Source organism: Formosa sp. L2A11 (assembly GCF_009796865.1).
GTDB lineage: Bacteria > Bacteroidota > Bacteroidia > Flavobacteriales > Flavobacteriaceae > Formosa.
The window spans coordinates 2,475,745-2,495,026 of the sequence record NZ_CP047028.1 but is presented as its reverse complement, the minus strand read 5'-3'; the positions used below and the strand labels follow the sequence as shown (position 1 = coordinate 2,495,026).

Genomic DNA, 19,282 nt, shown 5'->3' with positions numbered 1-19,282 from the left:
ACAATATCAACAAAACAATAAGCTATTTAAATTTATACAATCTACTTTAAAATGAAAGTATTAAAATTCGGAGGAACATCTGTAGGGTCCTCAAAAAACATAACTAACGTTGTATCCATCTTAACCAAATATGCTCAAACAGACAAAGTTATATGTGTAGTTTCTGCAGTAGGTGGAGTTACAGACAAATTACTAGATGCTGGTCAATTAGCACAGTCTAAAAACAGTACTTACAAAAATGCTTTTACAAACATAAAAAACATTCATTTAAACATTATTAAGGAATTAATCCCTACTAATAATGAGGCTGTAATACAATATGTAGAAACCAAACTAGACTCTTTAAAAAACCTTTTAGATGGTATTTATTTAATTAACGAATTATCTCCTAAAACGTCTGATAAACTAGTAAGTTATGGAGAGTTATTATCGTCTTACATTATTGGTGAAACGTTAAAAAGTAAAGGTGCCAATGCAGAACGTAAAAACAGTCAAGAATTAGTTACTACAAATTCTAACTTTACTAAAGCAGAAGTAAATTACGGCATTACAAACGCAAATATTCAAGAGTATTTTAAAACAAGTACTTTCGATATTACTATACTTCCAGGATTTATTTCTAAATCGGTTACTGGAGAAATCACAACCTTAGGACGTGGCGGATCTGATTTTACTGCGGCAATTGTAGCTGCTGCTTTAGAAGTCGATCAATTAGAAATATGGACAGATGTTAGCGGTATGTACACTGCAAATCCTAAATTAGTAAAACAAGCACTTCCTATAAACAAATTATCGTATCAGGAAGCTATGGAATTATCTCACTTTGGTGCAAAAGTATTATATCCGCCAACAGTGCAACCGGTATTAAGTTTACAAATTCCTATACATATAAAAAACACTTTAGATCCGGATGCTGTCGGAACCATTATCTCTAAAGATAGTAGTAACATACACAATACAGCAAAAGGAATTAGTAACATTAGTGATGTTGCTTTATTAACATTACAAGGAAATGGAATGGTTGGAATCCCTGGGTTTTCTAGACGTTTATTCCAAACCTTATCTCAAGAAAAAATAAATGTAATTTTAATTACACAAGCCTCTTCAGAACACTCTATTTGTTTTGGTATAGACGAAAAAGATGCTGTTTCTGCAAAAGCTGCTATTGATACAGAATTTGAAAATGAAATTTCTTTAAAGAAAATAGATCCTATTCTTGTAGAACACGACCTCTCTATTATCGCTCTTATTGGTGATAGTATGAAGAGTCACCAAGGTATTAGCGGTAAAATGTTTAGTGCTTTAGGTAAAAACAATATTAATATTCGTGCCATTGCTCAAGGTGCTTCAGAACGTAATATTTCAGCAATCATCTCTCAAAAAGATGTGAAAAAAGCGTTGAATATTTTACACGAAGTCTTTTTTGAAGGTAACATTAAACAACTAAATGTATTTATTACAGGTGTTGGTAATGTTGGTGAGCGTTTGGTTGAACAAATTAAACAACAACGTAAATACTTAAAAGAAAATCTAAAAATCAATCTTCGTGTTGCTGGTCTATCTAATTCAAGAAAAATGCTTTTTGATACAGAAGGTTTATCATTAAAAAACTGGAAAGAACAGTTAGAAACTAATGGTGAAGATGCTACTTTAGAAGGTTTTTACGAGTCTGTTAAAAAATTAAATTTACGTAACAGTATTTTTGTAGATGTTACAGCTAATAAAGACGTTGCAGATTTATATGCAAAGTATTTAAAGCAGAGTATTGCTGTTGTAGCGTGTAACAAAATTGCATGTTCTAGTAAATTAGAAAAATATAAAGAATTAAAACAATTATCGTTTAAATACAACGCGCCTTATTTATTTGAAACCAATGTAGGTGCTGGTTTACCGGTAATTGATACTTTAAACAATTTAATTGCTTCTGGAGATAAAGTAACTTCTATACAAGCGGTATTATCAGGAAGTTTAAACTTTGTTTTTAATAATTTTAACGATACTACTAAGTTTTACGATGTAGTTAAACAAGCTGCTGCAGAAGGCTACACAGAACCAGATCCTAGAATTGATTTAAGTGGTGTAGATGTTGCTAGAAAAATCTTAATTCTTGCCAGAGAAAGCGGTACTGAAATGGATTTAGAAGACATACACAACACACCATTCTTATCTGCTTCTGGAATTAAGAGTGATACTGTTCCAGATTTTTACGACACTTTAATCGCAGACGAAGATCATTATCAAGCATTATATGCTTCAGCAAAAGCAAATAATAGTCAGTTAAAATACGTAGCCGAATTTAACGACGGTAAAGCAAAAGTTGGATTAAAAGAAATTCCTGAAGGACACCCATTCTATAATTTAGAAGGAAAAGACAATATTGTTATGTTTTACACACAACGCTACCCAGAACAACCTATGATTATTAAAGGTGCTGGAGCTGGTGCAGATGTTACTGCTTCTGGTTTATTTGCAGATATTATACGTGTAGGAAACAACTAATTTAAACTAATAAAGACAACTTTTTTACCTTAAAAACCTATTAAAGTTGTCGCTTTAGAACTTATGAACGAAATAAGAATATTTTCTCCTGCTACTGTTGCAAATGTGTCTTGCGGATTTGATGTCTTAGGTTTTTGCCTAGATAGTGCTGGTGATGAAATGGTAATACGTAAAACTGACAAAAAAGGTATTTTTATTACTAAAATTGAAGGTTACGATTTACCTTATGAAGCAGAAAAGAATGTTGCTGGAGTTTCTGCTTTAGCTATGTACGAAGCTGCTAAACCTGATTTTGGTTTTGAAATAGAAATTTATAAAAAAATTAAACCAGGAAGTGGTGTTGGTAGTAGTTCTGCGAGTGCTGCTGGTAGCGTTTACGGAATGAATGTTTTATTAGGATCTCCTTATAACAATACCGAGTTGTCTTACTTTGCTATGAAAGGTGAAGCCTTAGCGAGCCAAAGTGAACATGCAGATAATATTGCTCCTGCCCTATTTGGAGGCTTTACACTTGTTAAAAGTGTATCTCCGTTAGAAATTCTAGAAATTCCAACGCCAAATAATTTATACGCAACAATTATTCATCCGCAAATAGAAATTAAAACCTCTGAAGCGCGTGCTATTTTACCTAAAGAAGTACCTTTAAAAGATGCTATTTCACAATGGGCAAATGTAGGGAGCCTAATTCACGGATTGCATACGAGTAATTACGGATTAATTGAACGCTCACTTCACGATGCTATTGTAGAGCCTCACAGAAGTAAACTTATTCCATTATACCAAGATGTAAAAGCGGCAGCAAAAGCAGCAGGTGCATTAGGTTGTGGTATTTCAGGATCAGGGCCTTCTATTTTCTCTCTTTGCGAGGGTATCGATTCAGCCAAAAAAGTAGAGCAAGCCATTAGAAAAGTATATGCAGAAAGTGATATAGAATTCGATACGTATGTGTCGAAAATTAATGCTGAAGGCATGAAAATCCTGAAGTAATACAAATAAAAAAGAAAAAGCTTAGACAAAAACCAAAACAAACTGCTATGAATTATTTTAGTTTAAACAAAAAAGCCCCAAATACAACGTTCAAGGATGCTGTAATTAGAGGACTTGCTCCTGACCGAGGGTTATATTTCCCGGAAACAATAACGCCTTTACCAGAATCCTTTTTCAAGAATATTGATAATTTATCTCATTCTGAAATAGCTTTCGAGGCGATTAAACAATTTGTGTCTCCAGAAATTCCTGAAGCAGATTTAAAAACAATTGTTGAAGACACTTTAGCTTTCGATTTTCCGGTTGTAGAACTAAATAAAAACATTTCATTTTTAGAATTGTTTCATGGTCCAACCATGGCATTTAAAGATGTAGGTGCACGTTTTATGGCACGTTGTTTAAGTCATTTTTCTAAAAAAGATAAAAAACAAGATGTTACTGTTTTAGTAGCCACTTCTGGAGATACAGGAGGTGCTGTTGCAAATGGTTTTTTAGGTGTAGAAGGTGTAAAAGTTGTTATTCTTTACCCTAGCGGAAAAGTAAGCGATATACAAGAAAAACAATTAACAACATTAAAGAAGAACATTACTGCTTTAGAAGTCGATGGTACGTTTGATGATTGCCAGGATATGGTAAAACAAGCCTTTTTAGATACAGAATTAACCGATAACATGAAGTTAACCTCTGCAAACTCTATAAATGTTGCACGTTGGTTACCTCAGTTATTCTATTTTATGTTTGCTTATAAAGCCCTTCATAACAAATACGATAATTTAGTATTTTCTATTCCTAGCGGAAACTTCGGAAACATTTGTGCCGGAATGATGGCGCAACAATTAGGTTTACCTATTAAACATTATATCGCTTCTAACAACGAAAATAATGTAGTAACAAGATACCTAGAATCTGAAAATTACGATGTTAAACCATCGGTACAAACCATATCTAACGCTATGGATGTTGGTAACCCAAGTAACTTTGTTAGAATTCAAGAAATCTATAAAAACGATTTCAATCTTTTAAAAGAAAATCTATCGTCTTACAGTTTTACAGACGAAGAAACTAAAGTAGCGATGAAAGACATTTATAACAACTATAGTTATGTTGCAGATCCGCATGGTGCTGTAGGTTATTTAGGAGCTAAAAAATATATTGAAACACATCCAGATGTTCATTGTGTATGTTTAGAAACAGCACACCCAACTAAATTTTTAGATGTTGTAGGCGAAGTTATTAGAGAAAATATAGAGCTTCCGTCTCAGGTTTTAGCTGTAATGGATAAAAAGAAGAAGTCTATTAAGACAAGTACATACGAAGATTTAAAATCATATTTACTTAATCGTTAACACCTGTAAAGTTAAGAATTATATAAAAAAAGGTCATAAATTAATATTTATGACCTTTTTGGTTTTTAATAATCATTATTTCATTTAAAATATTAAAATCCAAAACTATCATCATATAAATCTAAAATTTACAGTGCTTCTATTTAACCTTATTTTATAAAGTCCTGTTACTTCTAAACAGAATAAATTATCTATTTTTGCGCCACATTCAATATAAACTAGATGAAAAATACAGCTTTAACAACAACTCACGAAGACCTTGGTGCTAAAATGGTTCCTTTTGCAGGTTACAATATGCCTGTTCAGTACGATGGTGTAAATATAGAACACGAAACAGTTAGAACATCTGTTGGTGTGTTTGATGTAAGTCATATGGGAGAATTCTTAATTGAAGGTCCAAATGCCTTAGCTCTTATTCAAAAAGTAAGTAGTAACGATGCTACAAAACTAACTATTGGAAAAGCGCAATACAGTTATTTACCTAACGATAATGGTGGTGTTGTAGATGATTTAATCATTTACAAAATCAAAGAAGAAACGTATTTATTAGTTGTTAATGCTAGTAATATTGAAAAGGATTGGAATTGGATTTCGTCTAAAAACGATGTAGGTGCAGACATGCGCGATTTAAGCGAAGGCTACTCACTTTTAGCCATACAAGGTCCTAAAGCTATTGAAGCCATGCAACCTTTAACAAGTCATGATCTTTCTGCTATTAAATTTTATAGTTTTGAAATAGGTGATTTTGCAGGTATTGATAATGTAATCATTTCGGCAACTGGATATACAGGAAGCGGCGGATTCGAAATTTATTGTAAAAACGAAGAAGCGAAACAAATTTGGGATAAAGTTGTAGAAGCTGGAGCAAAACCAATCGGATTGGCTGCACGTGACACCTTGCGTTTAGAAATGGGCTATTGCTTATACGGAAACGATATAGACGATACCACATCGCCTCTAGAAGCTGGTTTAGGTTGGGTTACAAAATTTACCAAAGAGTTTACAAATTCTGAAGCTTTATTAGCACAAAAAACAGCAGGTTTAAAAAATAAATTAGTTGCTTTTACTTTAGACGAACGTGGTATTCCGCGTCACGGTTACGATATTGTTGATGCTGACGGAAATAAAATTGGAGTTGTAACCTCTGGAACCATGTCTCCGTCTTTAGGAATTGGAATAGGATTAGGTTATGTACCAAAAGAATTTGCTGCCGTAGATGGAAAAGTAAACATTCAAATTCGAAAAAAAGCAATTCCAGCAACAGTGGTTAAATTACCATTTTACAAAGGATAATAAGAGAACAAAACTTCTCAGGAATCAGATATAATGAGCGAGAGCAGAAGTAAACATAGAATCTTAATTTTAGGAGCAAGCGGCTTTATAGGTAATGCTATTTATAAAGAGCTTTGCTCCTATTTTAATACGTTTGGAACCTTCAATACTGCACGACGTGAATTTGAAGACAACAAGCATTTTTTTCAGTATAATGTTGAAGAAGACGATGTTTTCGAAATTCTAGAAGCCATTCGTCCAACTATAATTATTTCGGCTTTACGTGGCGACTTTTCTGCTCAAGTTATTGCTCACAATCATTTAGCAGAATATATTTTAGCCACTAACGCGAGACTCTTTTTTATGTCTTCGGCAAATGTTTTCGATGCTTATAGTCAGTTTCCTAGTTACGAATTAGACAAAACATTAAGCCACAGTATTTATGGGCATTTCAAAATTAAAATTGAAAATATGCTCATGCGTTTGCCTAAACAACAAATCGCTATTTTAAGACTGCCAATGGTTTTTGGAGCACATTCGCCCCGAATAAAAGAAATTAAACAACATTTACACGAAAAAACACAAATAGAGCTGTTTCCTAATTTAATAATGAATGTAACTACAGATTCTAAAATTACACAACAAGTTCATTATTTAATAAACAGGAATAAATATGGAATTTTTCATTTAGGAAGTACCGATTTAGTATATCATAACGAATTTACTCAAGAAATCATATCATCTATAGGCCTTTACAATCCTATTTTTAAACAAGTATATACCACCAATAACGATAGATATTTAGCTGTTTTACCAAAGGAAAATCTATTACCTAAACATTTACATGTTTTAAGTAAACAAATTTTAACAGAATTAGAGGTGTAATTGATTTTCAGACTAAAAATCACTATTTTTAATAGCAGAAAAAAATCAATTTATTATGAGTAAATTAACCGAACACGATATTGAAAATCGTTTATTACAATTTCCAGAATGGGAATATTATGAAAACGCATTACATGCCGAATTTGAATTTGAAAATTTTAAAGATTGTTTTAGTGCCATGAGCAGAATTGCTTTTGAATGCGAAGCATTAAACCACCATCCAGAATGGACAAATGTTTATAATGTACTTACAATTGCACTAACTACACATAGTGATAACGGTGTAACAGACAAAGATTTTAAATTAGCAGAAGCTATAGAATCTATTGTAGAACCTGATGAAGATTAACTAAACACAGTTGGTATATTTTTTTTAAATTTGCAGCCAACTAATTAATACAAAATTAAAATACACATAAGAAATGGGAAGAGCTTTTGAATTTCGTAAAGCACGCAAAATGAAACGTTGGTCTGCCATGAGTAAAGCTTTTACTCGTATTGGTAAAGACATTGTAATGGCTGTAAAAGAAGGTGGTCCTGATCCTGATAGCAACTCTAGGTTAAGAGCCGTTATACAGAATGCTAAATCTGTAAATATGCCTAAAGACAATGTAGAACGTGCCATTAAACGCGCAAGCGACAAAAGTTTAGGAGACTACAAAGAAGTGCTTTTTGAAGGTTACGCTCCCCATGGTATTGCTATTTTAGTTGAAACTGCTACAGATAACAACACACGTACCGTTGCAAACGTACGTAGTTACTTTAATAAATGTGATGGAAGCTTAGGAACTTCTGGTTCTGTAGTATTTATGTTTGACCACACATGTAACTTTAAAATTTCTGGTGAAGGCTTAGATCCAGAAGAATTAGAATTAGAATTGATTGATGCTGGTGCAGAAGAAGTCTTTGCAGACGAAGATGATATTTTAATCTACGCGCCTTTTGAAAGCTTTGGAGCCATTCAGTCTGAATTAGAAAGTAAAGGCATTGAAATTTTATCTTCTGGGTTTGAACGTATTCCTCAGGTAACAAAAGAATTATCTGCAGAAGACGCTGCTGATGTTGATAAACTTTTAGAAAAAATTGAAGAAGATGATGATGTACAAAATGTATATCACACCATGAAGGAATCTTCTGAAGAAGAAGAATAAACACCTTAAATTTATATACTAAAAAAGAGGACTCACTGTCCTCTTTTTTATTCAATTTATCTTTATTATTTATACTGAAAACGAATAAAGGATTTAATCGTATAAATAAGTGAGAACGGTTTTGTAAATTTGCCCACTTTAAAAATTATTCATTTATCTAACTACCGTATGCCTTACATTAAGCGTATAGAATCCGAATTATCGCCTTTACAACACGATCTTCGTCATCATAAATTATATAACGTACTTAAAACTACTGAAGATGTAAAACTCTTTATGGAAAACCATGTGTATACCACTTGGGATTTTATGTCGTTACTTAAAACATTACAGTTACAGTTTGTAACTTATAAATTGCCTTGGGTTCCTAATAAAAATCCTGAAATTTTTAAATTCATAAATGAAATTGTTGCTGCTGAAGAAAGCGATGTTAACGAATTAGGTCAAATTAGAAGCCATTTCGAGATGTACATCGATTGTATGGAGCAAATTGGAGCAAGCACAACACTTATAAATACTTTTACAGAGCTTATAGAAAATGGTATTGACGTTTCTAAAGCTTCTAATTTGGTATATATACCAGAATTTATAAAAGATTTTATTGAATTTACATTCAATATTATTGAAACAGAACAACCACACCTGATGGCTTCTGTATTTATTTTTGGAAGAGAAGATATTATTTCTGAAAAAGTACTAAATGTAGTGAGTAACATAGAAACAGATAAAACACCTTGTACTAAGCTTACTTATTTATTAAACAGATATTTATTCTTAAAGCAAGAAGATCAGCGTGCATTATCTTATAAAATGTTAAATGAATTGTGCGGCAATGATACTGAAAAATGGGATGGCGTTTTAACTGTTGCTAAAGAAGCATTAAAGCATCGTACCATACTTTGGGATAATATTTACGATATTATTATTACAAATAAAGAAAAAGAAGCTTAAATTAAGACATATACACTTTAATTTAAACAACATATATATACTAAATCGAATAAGAGACTTTGAATTGGATTCTATTAATAATTGCGGGTTTGTTTGAAGTTGGTTTTGCAACCTGTCTAGGTAAAGCAAAATATGCCGAAGGACAAATTGCTACTTATTGGTATATTGGATTTTTAATTTGTTTAACCTTTAGCATGATCCTATTAGTAAAAGCTACAGAAACTTTACCAATAGGAACTGCTTATAGTGTTTGGACCGGTGTTGGTGCTGTTGGAACCGTTTTAGTTGGTATATTTATATTTAAAGAACCTGCCGATTTTTGGCGTGTATTTTTCATTTCAACCCTCATTATGTCTATTATCGGACTAAAGTTTGTTTCTCATTAATCTTTCTTAAAACTATACTCTGGAATTTTTCCTACAACGTCTTTAAAAAAGGCATGCATAAATATAAAATCGGCTTCCATATCGTCTGTTGGATAAAATGGTTCAGAAATTATATTTTGCTTTTTACCAAAATCGAACGTAATCATAACAATAGGTACATTAGCTGCTTTAGCGATATAATAAAATCCTGTTTTCCATTTATCTACTTTTTTACGTGTTCCTTCTGGAGCTATATTTAAACGGAATTCATCTCGAGTTTCAAACAATTTTGCAATAGACTCTACTTTATTCTGTCCTGGTGTTCTATCTAATTCTACACCACCAACTTGTTTTAAATACCATCCTAGAGGGCCTTTAAACAACTCCTTTTTACCAACAAAATTTATAGGTGTTTCCTTAATTTTCCTTAAAAGTAAACCAATATAAAAATCGTGCCAACTGGTGTGAGGCACAGCAATTACTATATACTTTTTTAAATCGGAAGGGAAATCACCTATAAGTTTCCATTTCATCAGTTTAAAATATATAAACTTATACAGCGATTTCATCATAAACATCTTTTTATTATTCAACTACATTAATTCGTACATAGCACGTAACTTTTCTCTAGTCATGGTTTTATGCCAATTATTACCTAGTGCATTTTCCCAAAGAGGAACCATTCCTAAGGCAACATCTATCATCATTTCAAAATCTTTATCGCTTAAATCTTTACAAAGCCCTTGAGGTAATTTTATATTATGTTTAGCTTTCATTTCTTTAAACAACTTTACTCCTTCTGGATAAAACTCTTCTAAATGATCGAAAACAATACAATTCCCTACGCCATGTTTTGTGCCTAATAAATAAGATAAACCATAACTCATAGCATGAGCTACTCCTACTTGTGAATATGCAATACTCATACCACCATGCCAAGATGCCATCATTAATTTGTCTTGCGATTCTTTTTTACTTAAATCGTCATTCAAGAAAATCTCTTTACATAACTCAAGCGCTTTTTCGCCATAACTCTGGCTAAAAGCATTTAAATACGTCCCTGTTAACGATTCAATACAATGAATATAACAATCCATACCTGTATAAAACCACTGTTGTGTGGGTACATCTTCAATTAATTCAGGATCTAAAAGAACCTGATCAAACGGTGTATAATCAGAGTTTATTCCTAATTTTTTTTCTGGTCCAGTTAATACTGTTGTTCTTGAAACTTCTGCCCCAGTCCCTGATATAGTTGGAATACCTACGTGATAAATAGCTGGGTTTTTTACTAAATCCCAACCTTGATAATCACTAGTTTCTCCTTTATTGGTTAGCATTATAGCTACCGCTTTAGATAAGTCTAATAGCGTACCTCCACCAATACCAATAATTCCAGAAGGTCTGTCTTTGTACTTTAATATAATATGCTCTACTAAAGCATCTACTTGTTTTGTTTTAGGTTCTTCTTCAGCTGAAATAAAAATAATTTCATCTTCATAAGATAACGGTATTCTTGAAGTAATTTTATCATTCCCTTGAAACACTTCATCTACTAAAAATATAAATGGAGCATTTACATTTAAGCGTTTAAGAAGTAATATTTCTTCTAATTGATTAAAACTACCTCGTCCAAATACAACTTTGGACACCATCGGAAAATTCTTAAAATTCATTGTATTTTGGATAATAACGTATGTAATAATTTATTTGAAAAACTGTAAAATATTGGTTAATTCATTCACAGTATTGTAGGCTTTACCTTTTAAGTCTTGTTCTGAAACCTGTTCATGTACCCAAGTGGTATGAAATGGAACATGAATGGCTTTTGCTTTTATGTTTATTAATGGTAAAATATCTGATTTTAATGAATTTCCTACCATTAAAAATTGAGTCGGATCTATATTTAAATGATTCAATAAGTTTAAATAATTAGCTTCTTTTTTATCACTAACTACCTCTATATGATGAAAATAATCTAATAATCCGGATTGTTTTAATTTGCGTTCTTGATCTAATAAATCGCCCTTAGTAACCACAATTAAACGGTATTTTTCTGAGAGTGTTTTTAAAACAAGTTCTACACCATCTAACAACTCTACAGGTTTATTAATCATATCTTTACCAAGATCTAAAATAGCTTTTATAGTGGTGTTAGAGACTGTATTATTAGATAATTCTAAAGCCATTTCAACCATAGATAAAACAAAACCTTTAATTCCATAACCATAAATAGGTAGGTTTTTAAGCTCCATTTTAAACAACTCCTGATCAATCTTATTTATAGTTTCAAACTGCGATAATAATTTACCAAATTCTACTTCGGTATCTCTAAAATAAGTTTCATTAACCCAAAGCGTATCATCTGCATCAAAACCAATAACTTTAATGTTACTGTAATCTATTTCCATAATTTCTTAGCTCGTTCTAGATCTTCTGGTGTGTCTATTTCTACACCTTGTACATCTGTTTCAACCATTTTTATACGTTTCCCATATTCTAAATAGCGAATGCATTCAATTTTTTCTGAAGCTTCTAATGGTTTCATTGGCAACTTATAAAAGTCTAAAATAGCATCTTTTCTAAACGCATAAACCCCTTTATGTTTGAAGTATTTTACATCGATAGTTTTATCTCGAGGATAAGGAATCGGGCTTCTAGAAAAGTATAATGCAAAGTTAAAATTATCGACAATAACTTTTACGGTATTCGGATTGTTAATCTCGTCTTCTTCTGTGATATGCACCATTAATGACGCCAAATCAATCTGTTTTTCAGCATCACTTCTAAACACGTCTATTAATTTTCCTAAAGATTCTACATCGGTAAAAGGCTCGTCTCCTTGAACATTTACTACAATGTCTACATCTAAAGACTCTACTGCTTCTGCTATTCTATCGCTTCCACATTCATGTTCTTTAATACTCATCATGGCTTTACCTCCATTATTTACAATCTCTTTATAAATAATATCACTATCTGTAACCACAATAACATCATCAAACAATTGGGTTGCCACAGTCGCTTCGTAAGTGCGTAGAATTACTGTTTTACCTCCTAAGTCTTGCATTAATTTTCCAGGAAAACGAGATGCGCTATAACGCGCAGGAATCATTGAAATTATCTTCATATACTAAAACTAAATATAGCCCAAAAATAAGGTTTTAAAATAGAATTTAGGTTCGTACTTAGTAATATTTTTATAAGATTGAAAATCTGTAGAAAGAACGTTTTTAAATATATTACATACTTTCTAACACCTATTTTATTTTTTTTGTATCTTGATATTTTAATTTAAAATAAAAACAAATATGTCTGGTATATTAGATTTATTAAATAGTGACTTAGGAAAAAGTGTTGTAAGCGGACTTGCAGGACAAACAGGACAAGACACAAGCAAAACAAGTAGCCTACTTACAATGGCTTTACCGTTACTTACACAAGCAATGACTAGAAATGCACAAGCTTCTCCTGAAGGTGCAGATGGGTTGTTAAATGCTCTTAATAGTGGAAAACACGATGGTAGTATTTTAGACAACTTAGATGGTTTCTTTAATGGAGGTGTAGATGAAAGTGAAGTTAATGATGGTGGAAACATTTTAAATCATGTATTAGGTAAAAAACAACAAAATATTGAACTCGCTTTAAGTCAGAAATCAGGAATAGACGCAAGTTCTGTATCTCAAATATTAAAAATGGCAACACCTTTATTAATGGGATACTTAGGAAAACAACAACGTGAAAACAATGTTTCTAGTTCTAGTGATTTAGGAAGTATGTTAGGCGGATTAGTTCAAGGAAATTCTGCAAGTGGAGAACAAAGCTTTTTAGAATCTATGTTAGATGCCGATGGAGATGGTAGTATTGTAGATGATGTTGCTGGAATGTTTTTAGACGGAAACAAATCGGACTCTAATGGAGGCGGAATTACTGGCATGTTAGGAAATCTAATGAAATAAAACACTTTTAATAATATAGTTTTATAGCCAAGCTTTCACAGCTTGGCTTTTTTATGTCTTATTAATACAGGAAATTCACCTTCAAACCACGTAATTTATACAGTTGGCTCACGATGGAATGAAGGAAACTCTAACGAAGACGAAATGCTTAAATCGTGTTACATAACTTCTTTAAACATTACTGAAGACAATAAAATAGAAGCAATTGCTTTCCCAAATATAAGTACTGAGATTTATGAATTTTCTAAAATAAATCCGCTAAAATTGCTATTAAAACAATAAAACGAAAATAGTATTAAAAAGGTATATTTTGTTTGTTATAACGAAAAAACCTACAACATATATAATAATTTAACTAAAACTTATAAGTAATAATAGCAGCAATTAACCTTATATTCGATAGTCACCATAAAGATTATTATATTTACTAAAAACAATTAAAAAGTTTCGGTTAAGCTTATAAAAAACTTAAAAAGTTTCACAAACAAACCATTCAAAAAGCTGATTTTTTAATAAAAACAGTGTAAAAACTATAAATAATTGAAGAAAACTATAATCGTTTTACTCGCATTTTCTATTACACTCCTTTCATGTGAATCTAATACGCAATATTCAGATTATAAGGAATCAGAATTTTATCAAGTTCAGGGCATTATAAACTATGCAAACCCAACAAGTAATCCTTTTGATAGTCCTACCAAAAAAAATGTGAGCTTTACTTATTTCTTAGATCGTCCAAATCCAAAAAAAGGAATTGAAGAAAACCTAGAAGTGTTTGAAGCAAAAAAGGGATATCCTTTAATAGTTCTTGTGCTTAAAGAAAATGAAAACATAAGTTTTTATGGCAGAGTAGGAATTTTAGAAAATATAAATGCTAAAGAAAAAGAGTTTCTAAATAAACATTTCAAGAATCAAATGAACAAAATAAAAGAAAAAACACCTGAATATATTTACAATGCTTTAATAAAAGATACCGTAAAAAATAATCTAGCGGACTAAAAACAACTATTTAATTTTATATAATTACTAATTAGGTTCTACCCTATTTATAAAAAATCACAGATTTTATTTACTAACTTTAAGACTTAAACATTCAATTAAGATTATATAATCACCTTATGAAAACTTTATTTTACATATTTCTTATTTGTTTATGTGGTATTGGCTGCAATGCGAGTAAAACGAACATAAAAAAATCTAGTGATAATAAAGAGATTAATATTATAGAGAGTGATACCGTACGTATAGAAAACGACAGTTTAGAATACGAAATTATTATTATAGAACCTGGTTTTAATAGTTGGCTTACAAGTACTGCTAAACCAGAAGGTTATTACTCGCAACAATATTTAGAATCTAAAAATTACATTCTAGTAACCGAATGGAATAACAGAGTTTCTAATCCGCATCGGTACGATCCAAATTTATACGAATTAAGTATAGATTACAGACCAAATGTAGACTATGGTTACGAAGTAAATTACAAAATGTATAATTACTTTATTTATTTTCAGTTAAAATACAAACAAAAATTGTCTGGTTTTGTTCCTAGAATTTAATATATATTTGCAGCTGTAAATATTTATGGAAAAATTCAAACAACATTGGGAAATTACAAAAAATTGGCAATTCTTATTTCCTGTTTTAGGGTTTCTGGTTCTTATTTATAGTGCCTTTAAAATTGGACGTTCAATTTTAGGAAACAATAACATAATTCTTCTTGTTATATCTACTGCTATCCTTACTTTTATACTCTTAAAATTCTTTCTTTTTTTATTTAAAAAATTAGAAAACAAATGGGTTTTAGATTATAAATGGGAAATGATTCGTGTATTTATGGTATTTGCTGTTACAGGATCGTCGTCACTTTTTATAGGTCGACCTATTATAAAATGGATTGGTATAACTAAAGATAATTTAAATCCGTTTTTGTATTGGACACTTTATATTCTTTTAGGAATATTGTTTTATCAAATACTTCTTGTGTTTTTCGGATGGCTATTTGGTCAATTTAAATTCTTCTGGAAGTTTGAAAAGAAAATGCTACGCCGTTTTGGGTTTAAACGATTTGTAGATTAATATGAGTAAACTAAAAAAACATATTGTTTTTAAGTTTTTCACTCTAGTTTTAGTGTTAACACTTTTAACACCAACTCTTGTGAAGTTTAACCATGTGTTCGAAAACCACCATCGTGAACGTTGTCATGGAGAACAACAAACACATTTACATACAGCAAATGTAGATTGTGAATTCTATAAGTTTCAATTAAATCATCTTTTTACAATTCCAGAATTTATTGCAAATATCCCTTTAGTTGAAGAAAATCACCAACTAATAGCATCGCAATATTATTTTTTAAGTGATTATCAACAACTTCATTTTTCATTAAGAGGACCTCCTATTTGTATTTAAACACAGATTTTTACTGACTAAAAACCAGTATTTTATAATGTTTTAACACAAATACAATGAGATTATTTATAATTATCTTATTATGTTTTATAGCAACTCCTGTTGTCTCTCAAAACATAATAGAAGGTCGTGTAATTGATAATACGACAGAATCACCTTTACCATTTATTGACGTCTATTTCCCGCAACTTGAAAAAGGAGGTACTACAGATGAAAATGGGCATTTCAAAATTGAAAATCTACCTACAGGATCATACAAATTAGTGTGCTCGTCTATGGGTTACGAAACTTACGGACAAATAATTTCTATACCTTATAAAGAACATCTCTCTATAGCATTAAAAACATCGGCTATAGAAATGGAGGAAGTTATTGTCTCTACCCCCTTTCATAAATTACAACGCGATAATGTTATGAAAGTTGAGCGCGCAAAAGTTGCCGATTTAAAAGCAAGCGGAGCCGTTACACTAGCACAAGGAATTTCTGATATAGCTGGAGTAGAATCTATAACAACAGGAATGAGTATTGGAAAACCTGTAATTAGAGGATTAAGCTCCAATCGTGTTTTAGTCTACACTCAAGGTGTACGATTAGAAAATCAGCAATTCGGAGACGAACATGGTTTAGGTTTAAATGATGCAGGAGTAGAAAGTATAGAAGTTATTAAAGGCCCAGCATCTTTACTTTATGGAAGCGATGCATTAGGTGGTGTTTTATATTTAAACCCTGAACGTTTTGCCAATCAAGACGAAACTCATGCCGATTTTGGAGCAAGCTATTACGTAAACACCCAAGGTACAAGTGCAAATGTTGGTTATAAAACTTCAGGTAATGGTTTTAAATTTTTAATTCGTGGAAGTGCAGCAGAACATGCAGATTACGACACTAAAGACTATCGCGTTACAAACACAAGATTTAAAGAAAAGGATTTAAAAGCAGGTTTCGGATATCAAAACACCAATTTTAAAACAGAATTTAGATATAATTTAAACGACTCTAAATTGGGTATTCCAGAAGAAATAGGTATACAATCTACAGATAAAGATCCATTATTACCATATCAAAAGATTACCAATCATGTTTTTAGCTCTAAGTCTAATATCTTTTTCGATAATTCAAGTTTAGATATTACTGTTGGATATTTATATAATGATAGAAAAGAGTTTGAAGAAGAACACGAGCATGATGAAAGTGAAGAGGAAGATCATGATGAAGATGAAATCTTAGATCCAGCATTACACATGAAGCTTAAAACCTTTAATTACGATGTAAAATACAACTTGCCAACTTATGGTAAGTTTCAAACTATTGTTGGTGTTCAAGGGATGAATCAAATAAATACCAATTACGGAGAAGAAACTTTAATTCCCAATGCAACAACCAATGATATTGGTATATTAGCAATGTCTCACATCCATTTTAATACTGTAGATATACAATTAGGAGGCAGATATGATAACAGAAACATTTCTACAGAAAATGATTTAAACAGAAATTTTAATAGTTTTAATGGTGCCGCAGGTGTAAAAACTAATATTGCTAAAAAAATCACTTTACGCTTAAATTTAGCAACTGGATTTAGAGCACCAAATCTTGCCGAGCTAACTTCATACGGAGCACACGAAGGTACAAATCGTTTCGAAATTGGTAATGCCAATTTAAAAAACGAGCAAAATTTTCAAACCGATTTAGCATTAGAATATAAAAATAAACATCTTGAAATTTTTGCTAATGGTTTCTACAATAACATTAATAATTACATATATATTTCTCCAAATGGAGAAGAAATAAATAGCGATCCTGTGTATTTATACTTACAAGATGATGCTGCTTTATTTGGTGGTGAAGTTGGTATTCATTTTCATCCACATCCTATTCACTGGTTACATTTTGAAAGTAGCTTTGAAACCGTTACCGGAAAACAAGATGGTGGAGCCTATTTACCTTTAATTCCTGCAAACAATTTTAATAATACCGTTCGAGTTGAATTCGATAATAATTGGATAGAAAAAGGATACGCCTTTATTAAGCTAAGCAGTACACTAGCACAAAATAATATTAGCGAATTTGAAACAGATACAGATGGTTATAATTTATTAAGTGTTGGTCTTGGAGGAGATTTACAGGTATTTAAAAACACTTTAAACGTGAGTATTTCAGGAAGCAATCTTACAAATAAACGATACATCAATCATTTATCTAGATTAAAATCTGATGGTATTTACAACATGGGCAGAAACATTAGTGTGGGCTTAACTTATAAAATATAAGCTAAAGCACATTTTTTATACCCCCAAAAAAAAGACACTTATATAAGTGTCTTTTTTGATTTTAATACTTTGTTTTCATTTTTATTAGCACTAAAAACATACGTGTAAAACCACATTAATGTAAATGTTGGTATAACATCTAAACCAGGCATGGCTTCCTCTAAAAATGAAATTCCGGCAGCTATTTTTCCTTGTTGTCCTTTATACAATTTGGTCATAATCCAAGCCGAAGCAGGCGCCCAAATAATATCTGAAAATTCTCCTATTCCTGGAATGATAAAACTAGTATATCCTACAGCATCTAAAAGAATACATAAGGCTAGTTTTTTATAATTTTTGGTCTTAGGCATATATATTAGTATTTATAACTATATATTAACAAGAAACATACCAAAAATAAATTATGACAAATCTGCACTTATCAACTTTAAAAACTCATTTCTAGTTTCAATCTTTTCAAATTGACCACGAAAACCAGATGTTGTTGTTACAGAGTTTTGTTTTTGTACACCGCGCATCATCATACACATATGGCTTGCTTCAATAACCACAGCTACTCCTTGTGGTTTAAGGGTGTCGTTTATGCAATCTAAGATTTGTTTAGTTAAGCGTTCCTGAACTTGTAATCGTCTTGCAAATACATCTACAATTCTCGGTAATTTGCTTAGTCCAACAATATGCCCATTAGGAATATATGCAATATGTGCTTTTCCAAAAAAAGGTAACATGTGGTGCTCACAAAGGGAATATAATTCGATATTTTTCACAATAACCATCTCATTATAAGACTCTTTAAACATTGCACTTTTTAAAATTTCAGCGGCATCTAAATCATAACCTTGCGTTAAAAATTGCATGGCTTTAGAAGCACGTTCTGGTGTTTTAAGTAATCCTTCTCGCGAAACATCTTCACCAATATTTTCAATAATATTTTGATACTGTGATTTAATTTCGTCTGTAATTTCAATATTGTATTCTTCGTAATGTTTGTAAGACATAAGTCGTCTGATTTTAATTACATCAAAGATATAGATTTTAATGTTGACTCTTTCAATTTATCCTTTAACCAATTCATTTCTATAGGAAGTAAACACAAATACATTGTAAACTAATGCCAACTTTTATAAATTATAATACGATTTGTAATCTGTTTGAATCAAAATCTATTTAATTTTGTGAGATTA

Annotated in this window: 22 protein-coding genes; 16 read left to right on the top strand and 6 right to left on the bottom strand. The window is 31.2% G+C overall.

Features of this window, described 5'->3' with window-relative positions:
- The first annotated feature begins 51 nt into the window (after positions 1 to 51).
- The 9 genes from thrA to GQR95_RS10775 all read left to right on the top strand — a co-directional run bounded on the left by thrA (position 52) and on the right by GQR95_RS10775 (position 9,477).
- On the top strand, positions 52 to 2,499 hold the full coding sequence (gene thrA, locus GQR95_RS10815; protein WP_159023168.1) for a bifunctional aspartate kinase/homoserine dehydrogenase I: 2,448 nt from the start codon (positions 52 to 54) through the stop codon (positions 2,497 to 2,499).
- A 63-nt stretch (positions 2,500 to 2,562) separates the two neighbouring features.
- Positions 2,563 to 3,486: a homoserine kinase gene (locus GQR95_RS10810; RefSeq protein ID WP_159023167.1), complete on the top strand. Its 924-nt coding sequence runs from the start codon at positions 2,563 to 2,565 to the stop codon at positions 3,484 to 3,486.
- A gap of 47 nt (positions 3,487 to 3,533) precedes the next feature.
- Positions 3,534 to 4,832 (top strand): threonine synthase, encoded by a 1,299-nt coding sequence (thrC, locus tag GQR95_RS10805; protein WP_159023166.1) that lies wholly within the window; start codon positions 3,534 to 3,536, stop codon positions 4,830 to 4,832.
- Between the two features lie 222 nt (positions 4,833 to 5,054).
- Positions 5,055 to 6,125 (top strand): glycine cleavage system aminomethyltransferase GcvT, encoded by a 1,071-nt coding sequence (gene gcvT / locus GQR95_RS10800; protein ID WP_159023165.1) that lies wholly within the window; start codon positions 5,055 to 5,057, stop codon positions 6,123 to 6,125.
- A 33-nt stretch (positions 6,126 to 6,158) separates the two neighbouring features.
- Positions 6,159 to 6,989: a sugar nucleotide-binding protein gene (locus tag GQR95_RS10795; RefSeq protein WP_159023164.1), complete on the top strand. Its 831-nt coding sequence runs from the start codon at positions 6,159 to 6,161 to the stop codon at positions 6,987 to 6,989.
- Positions 6,990 to 7,044: 55 nt separating this feature from the next.
- Complete coding sequence (locus tag GQR95_RS10790) at positions 7,045 to 7,338, top strand: 4a-hydroxytetrahydrobiopterin dehydratase (protein ID WP_159023163.1); 294 nt, start codon at positions 7,045 to 7,047, stop codon at positions 7,336 to 7,338.
- 73 nt (positions 7,339 to 7,411) lie between these two features.
- Positions 7,412 to 8,140 carry a YebC/PmpR family DNA-binding transcriptional regulator gene (locus GQR95_RS10785; RefSeq protein WP_159023162.1) on the top strand — a complete coding sequence of 243 codons (729 nt, stop codon included), beginning with the start codon at positions 7,412 to 7,414 and terminating at the stop codon, positions 8,138 to 8,140.
- Positions 8,141 to 8,308: 168 nt separating this feature from the next.
- Positions 8,309 to 9,091 carry a DUF3050 domain-containing protein gene (locus GQR95_RS10780; RefSeq protein WP_159023161.1) on the top strand — a complete coding sequence of 261 codons (783 nt, stop codon included), beginning with the start codon at positions 8,309 to 8,311 and terminating at the stop codon, positions 9,089 to 9,091.
- A 59-nt stretch (positions 9,092 to 9,150) separates the two neighbouring features.
- Entirely contained in the window at positions 9,151 to 9,477 is a 327-nt protein-coding gene (locus GQR95_RS10775) for a multidrug efflux SMR transporter (protein WP_159023160.1), read from the top strand.
- Here the strand turns inward: GQR95_RS10775 and GQR95_RS10770 are convergent.
- Genes GQR95_RS10770 through kdsB form a run of 4 tightly spaced genes read right to left on the bottom strand, consistent with a single transcriptional unit; the run spans position 9,474 to position 12,586 of the window.
- Entirely contained in the window at positions 9,474 to 10,025 is a 552-nt protein-coding gene (locus tag GQR95_RS10770; protein ID WP_159024287.1) for a 1-acyl-sn-glycerol-3-phosphate acyltransferase, read from the bottom strand. The two genes, GQR95_RS10775 and GQR95_RS10770, sit on opposite strands and share 4 nt — an antisense overlap.
- A 24-nt stretch (positions 10,026 to 10,049) precedes the next feature.
- The gene (locus tag GQR95_RS10765; RefSeq protein WP_199269584.1) at positions 10,050 to 11,132 is read right to left on the bottom strand and encodes an iron-containing alcohol dehydrogenase family protein; all 1,083 of its coding nucleotides are present in this window, start codon (positions 11,130 to 11,132) and stop codon (positions 10,050 to 10,052) included.
- A gap of 30 nt (positions 11,133 to 11,162) precedes the next feature.
- Positions 11,163 to 11,867 carry an HAD family hydrolase gene (locus tag GQR95_RS10760; RefSeq protein ID WP_159023159.1) on the bottom strand — a complete coding sequence of 235 codons (705 nt, stop codon included), beginning with the start codon at positions 11,865 to 11,867 and terminating at the stop codon, positions 11,163 to 11,165.
- Positions 11,858 to 12,586 carry a 3-deoxy-manno-octulosonate cytidylyltransferase gene (gene kdsB, locus GQR95_RS10755; protein WP_159023158.1) on the bottom strand — a complete coding sequence of 243 codons (729 nt, stop codon included), beginning with the start codon at positions 12,584 to 12,586 and terminating at the stop codon, positions 11,858 to 11,860. The genes GQR95_RS10760 and kdsB overlap by 10 nt, the downstream gene beginning before the upstream one ends.
- A 181-nt stretch (positions 12,587 to 12,767) precedes the next feature.
- Here kdsB and GQR95_RS10750 point away from each other — a divergent pair, with 181 nt between their 5' ends.
- From GQR95_RS10750 to GQR95_RS10720, 7 genes are all read left to right on the top strand, one after another.
- Positions 12,768 to 13,415, top strand: a complete 648-nt coding sequence (locus GQR95_RS10750; RefSeq protein WP_159023157.1) for a DUF937 domain-containing protein — start codon at positions 12,768 to 12,770, stop codon at positions 13,413 to 13,415.
- Positions 13,416 to 13,457: 42 nt separating this feature from the next.
- Complete coding sequence (locus tag GQR95_RS10745; protein WP_159023156.1) at positions 13,458 to 13,697, top strand: macro domain-containing protein; 240 nt, start codon at positions 13,458 to 13,460, stop codon at positions 13,695 to 13,697.
- Between the two features lie 258 nt (positions 13,698 to 13,955).
- Positions 13,956 to 14,414, top strand: coding sequence for a hypothetical protein (locus GQR95_RS10740; RefSeq protein ID WP_159023155.1), 459 nt, complete (start codon positions 13,956 to 13,958; stop codon positions 14,412 to 14,414).
- A gap of 119 nt (positions 14,415 to 14,533) precedes the next feature.
- Positions 14,534 to 14,974, top strand: coding sequence for a DUF6146 family protein (locus GQR95_RS10735; protein ID WP_159023154.1), 441 nt, complete (start codon positions 14,534 to 14,536; stop codon positions 14,972 to 14,974).
- Between the two features lie 25 nt (positions 14,975 to 14,999).
- A complete protein-coding gene (locus GQR95_RS10730; RefSeq protein ID WP_159023153.1) occupies positions 15,000 to 15,494 on the top strand; it encodes a DUF6787 family protein in 495 nt (164 codons plus the stop codon).
- Position 15,495: 1 nt separating this feature from the next.
- Entirely contained in the window at positions 15,496 to 15,828 is a 333-nt protein-coding gene (locus tag GQR95_RS10725) for a hypothetical protein (RefSeq protein WP_159023152.1), read from the top strand.
- Between the two features lie 56 nt (positions 15,829 to 15,884).
- Positions 15,885 to 18,098, top strand: a complete 2,214-nt coding sequence (locus GQR95_RS10720) for a TonB-dependent receptor (RefSeq protein WP_159023151.1) — start codon at positions 15,885 to 15,887, stop codon at positions 18,096 to 18,098.
- A gap of 38 nt (positions 18,099 to 18,136) precedes the next feature.
- Here the strand turns inward: GQR95_RS10720 and GQR95_RS10715 are convergent, their stop codons facing one another.
- Together GQR95_RS10715 and folE are read right to left on the bottom strand one after the other, a co-directional pair.
- The gene (locus GQR95_RS10715; protein WP_159023150.1) at positions 18,137 to 18,448 is read right to left on the bottom strand and encodes a hypothetical protein; all 312 of its coding nucleotides are present in this window, start codon (positions 18,446 to 18,448) and stop codon (positions 18,137 to 18,139) included.
- A gap of 51 nt (positions 18,449 to 18,499) precedes the next feature.
- The gene (gene folE / locus GQR95_RS10710; RefSeq protein ID WP_159023149.1) at positions 18,500 to 19,096 is read right to left on the bottom strand and encodes a GTP cyclohydrolase I FolE; all 597 of its coding nucleotides are present in this window, start codon (positions 19,094 to 19,096) and stop codon (positions 18,500 to 18,502) included.
- Positions 19,097 to 19,282 lie beyond the last annotated feature (186 nt).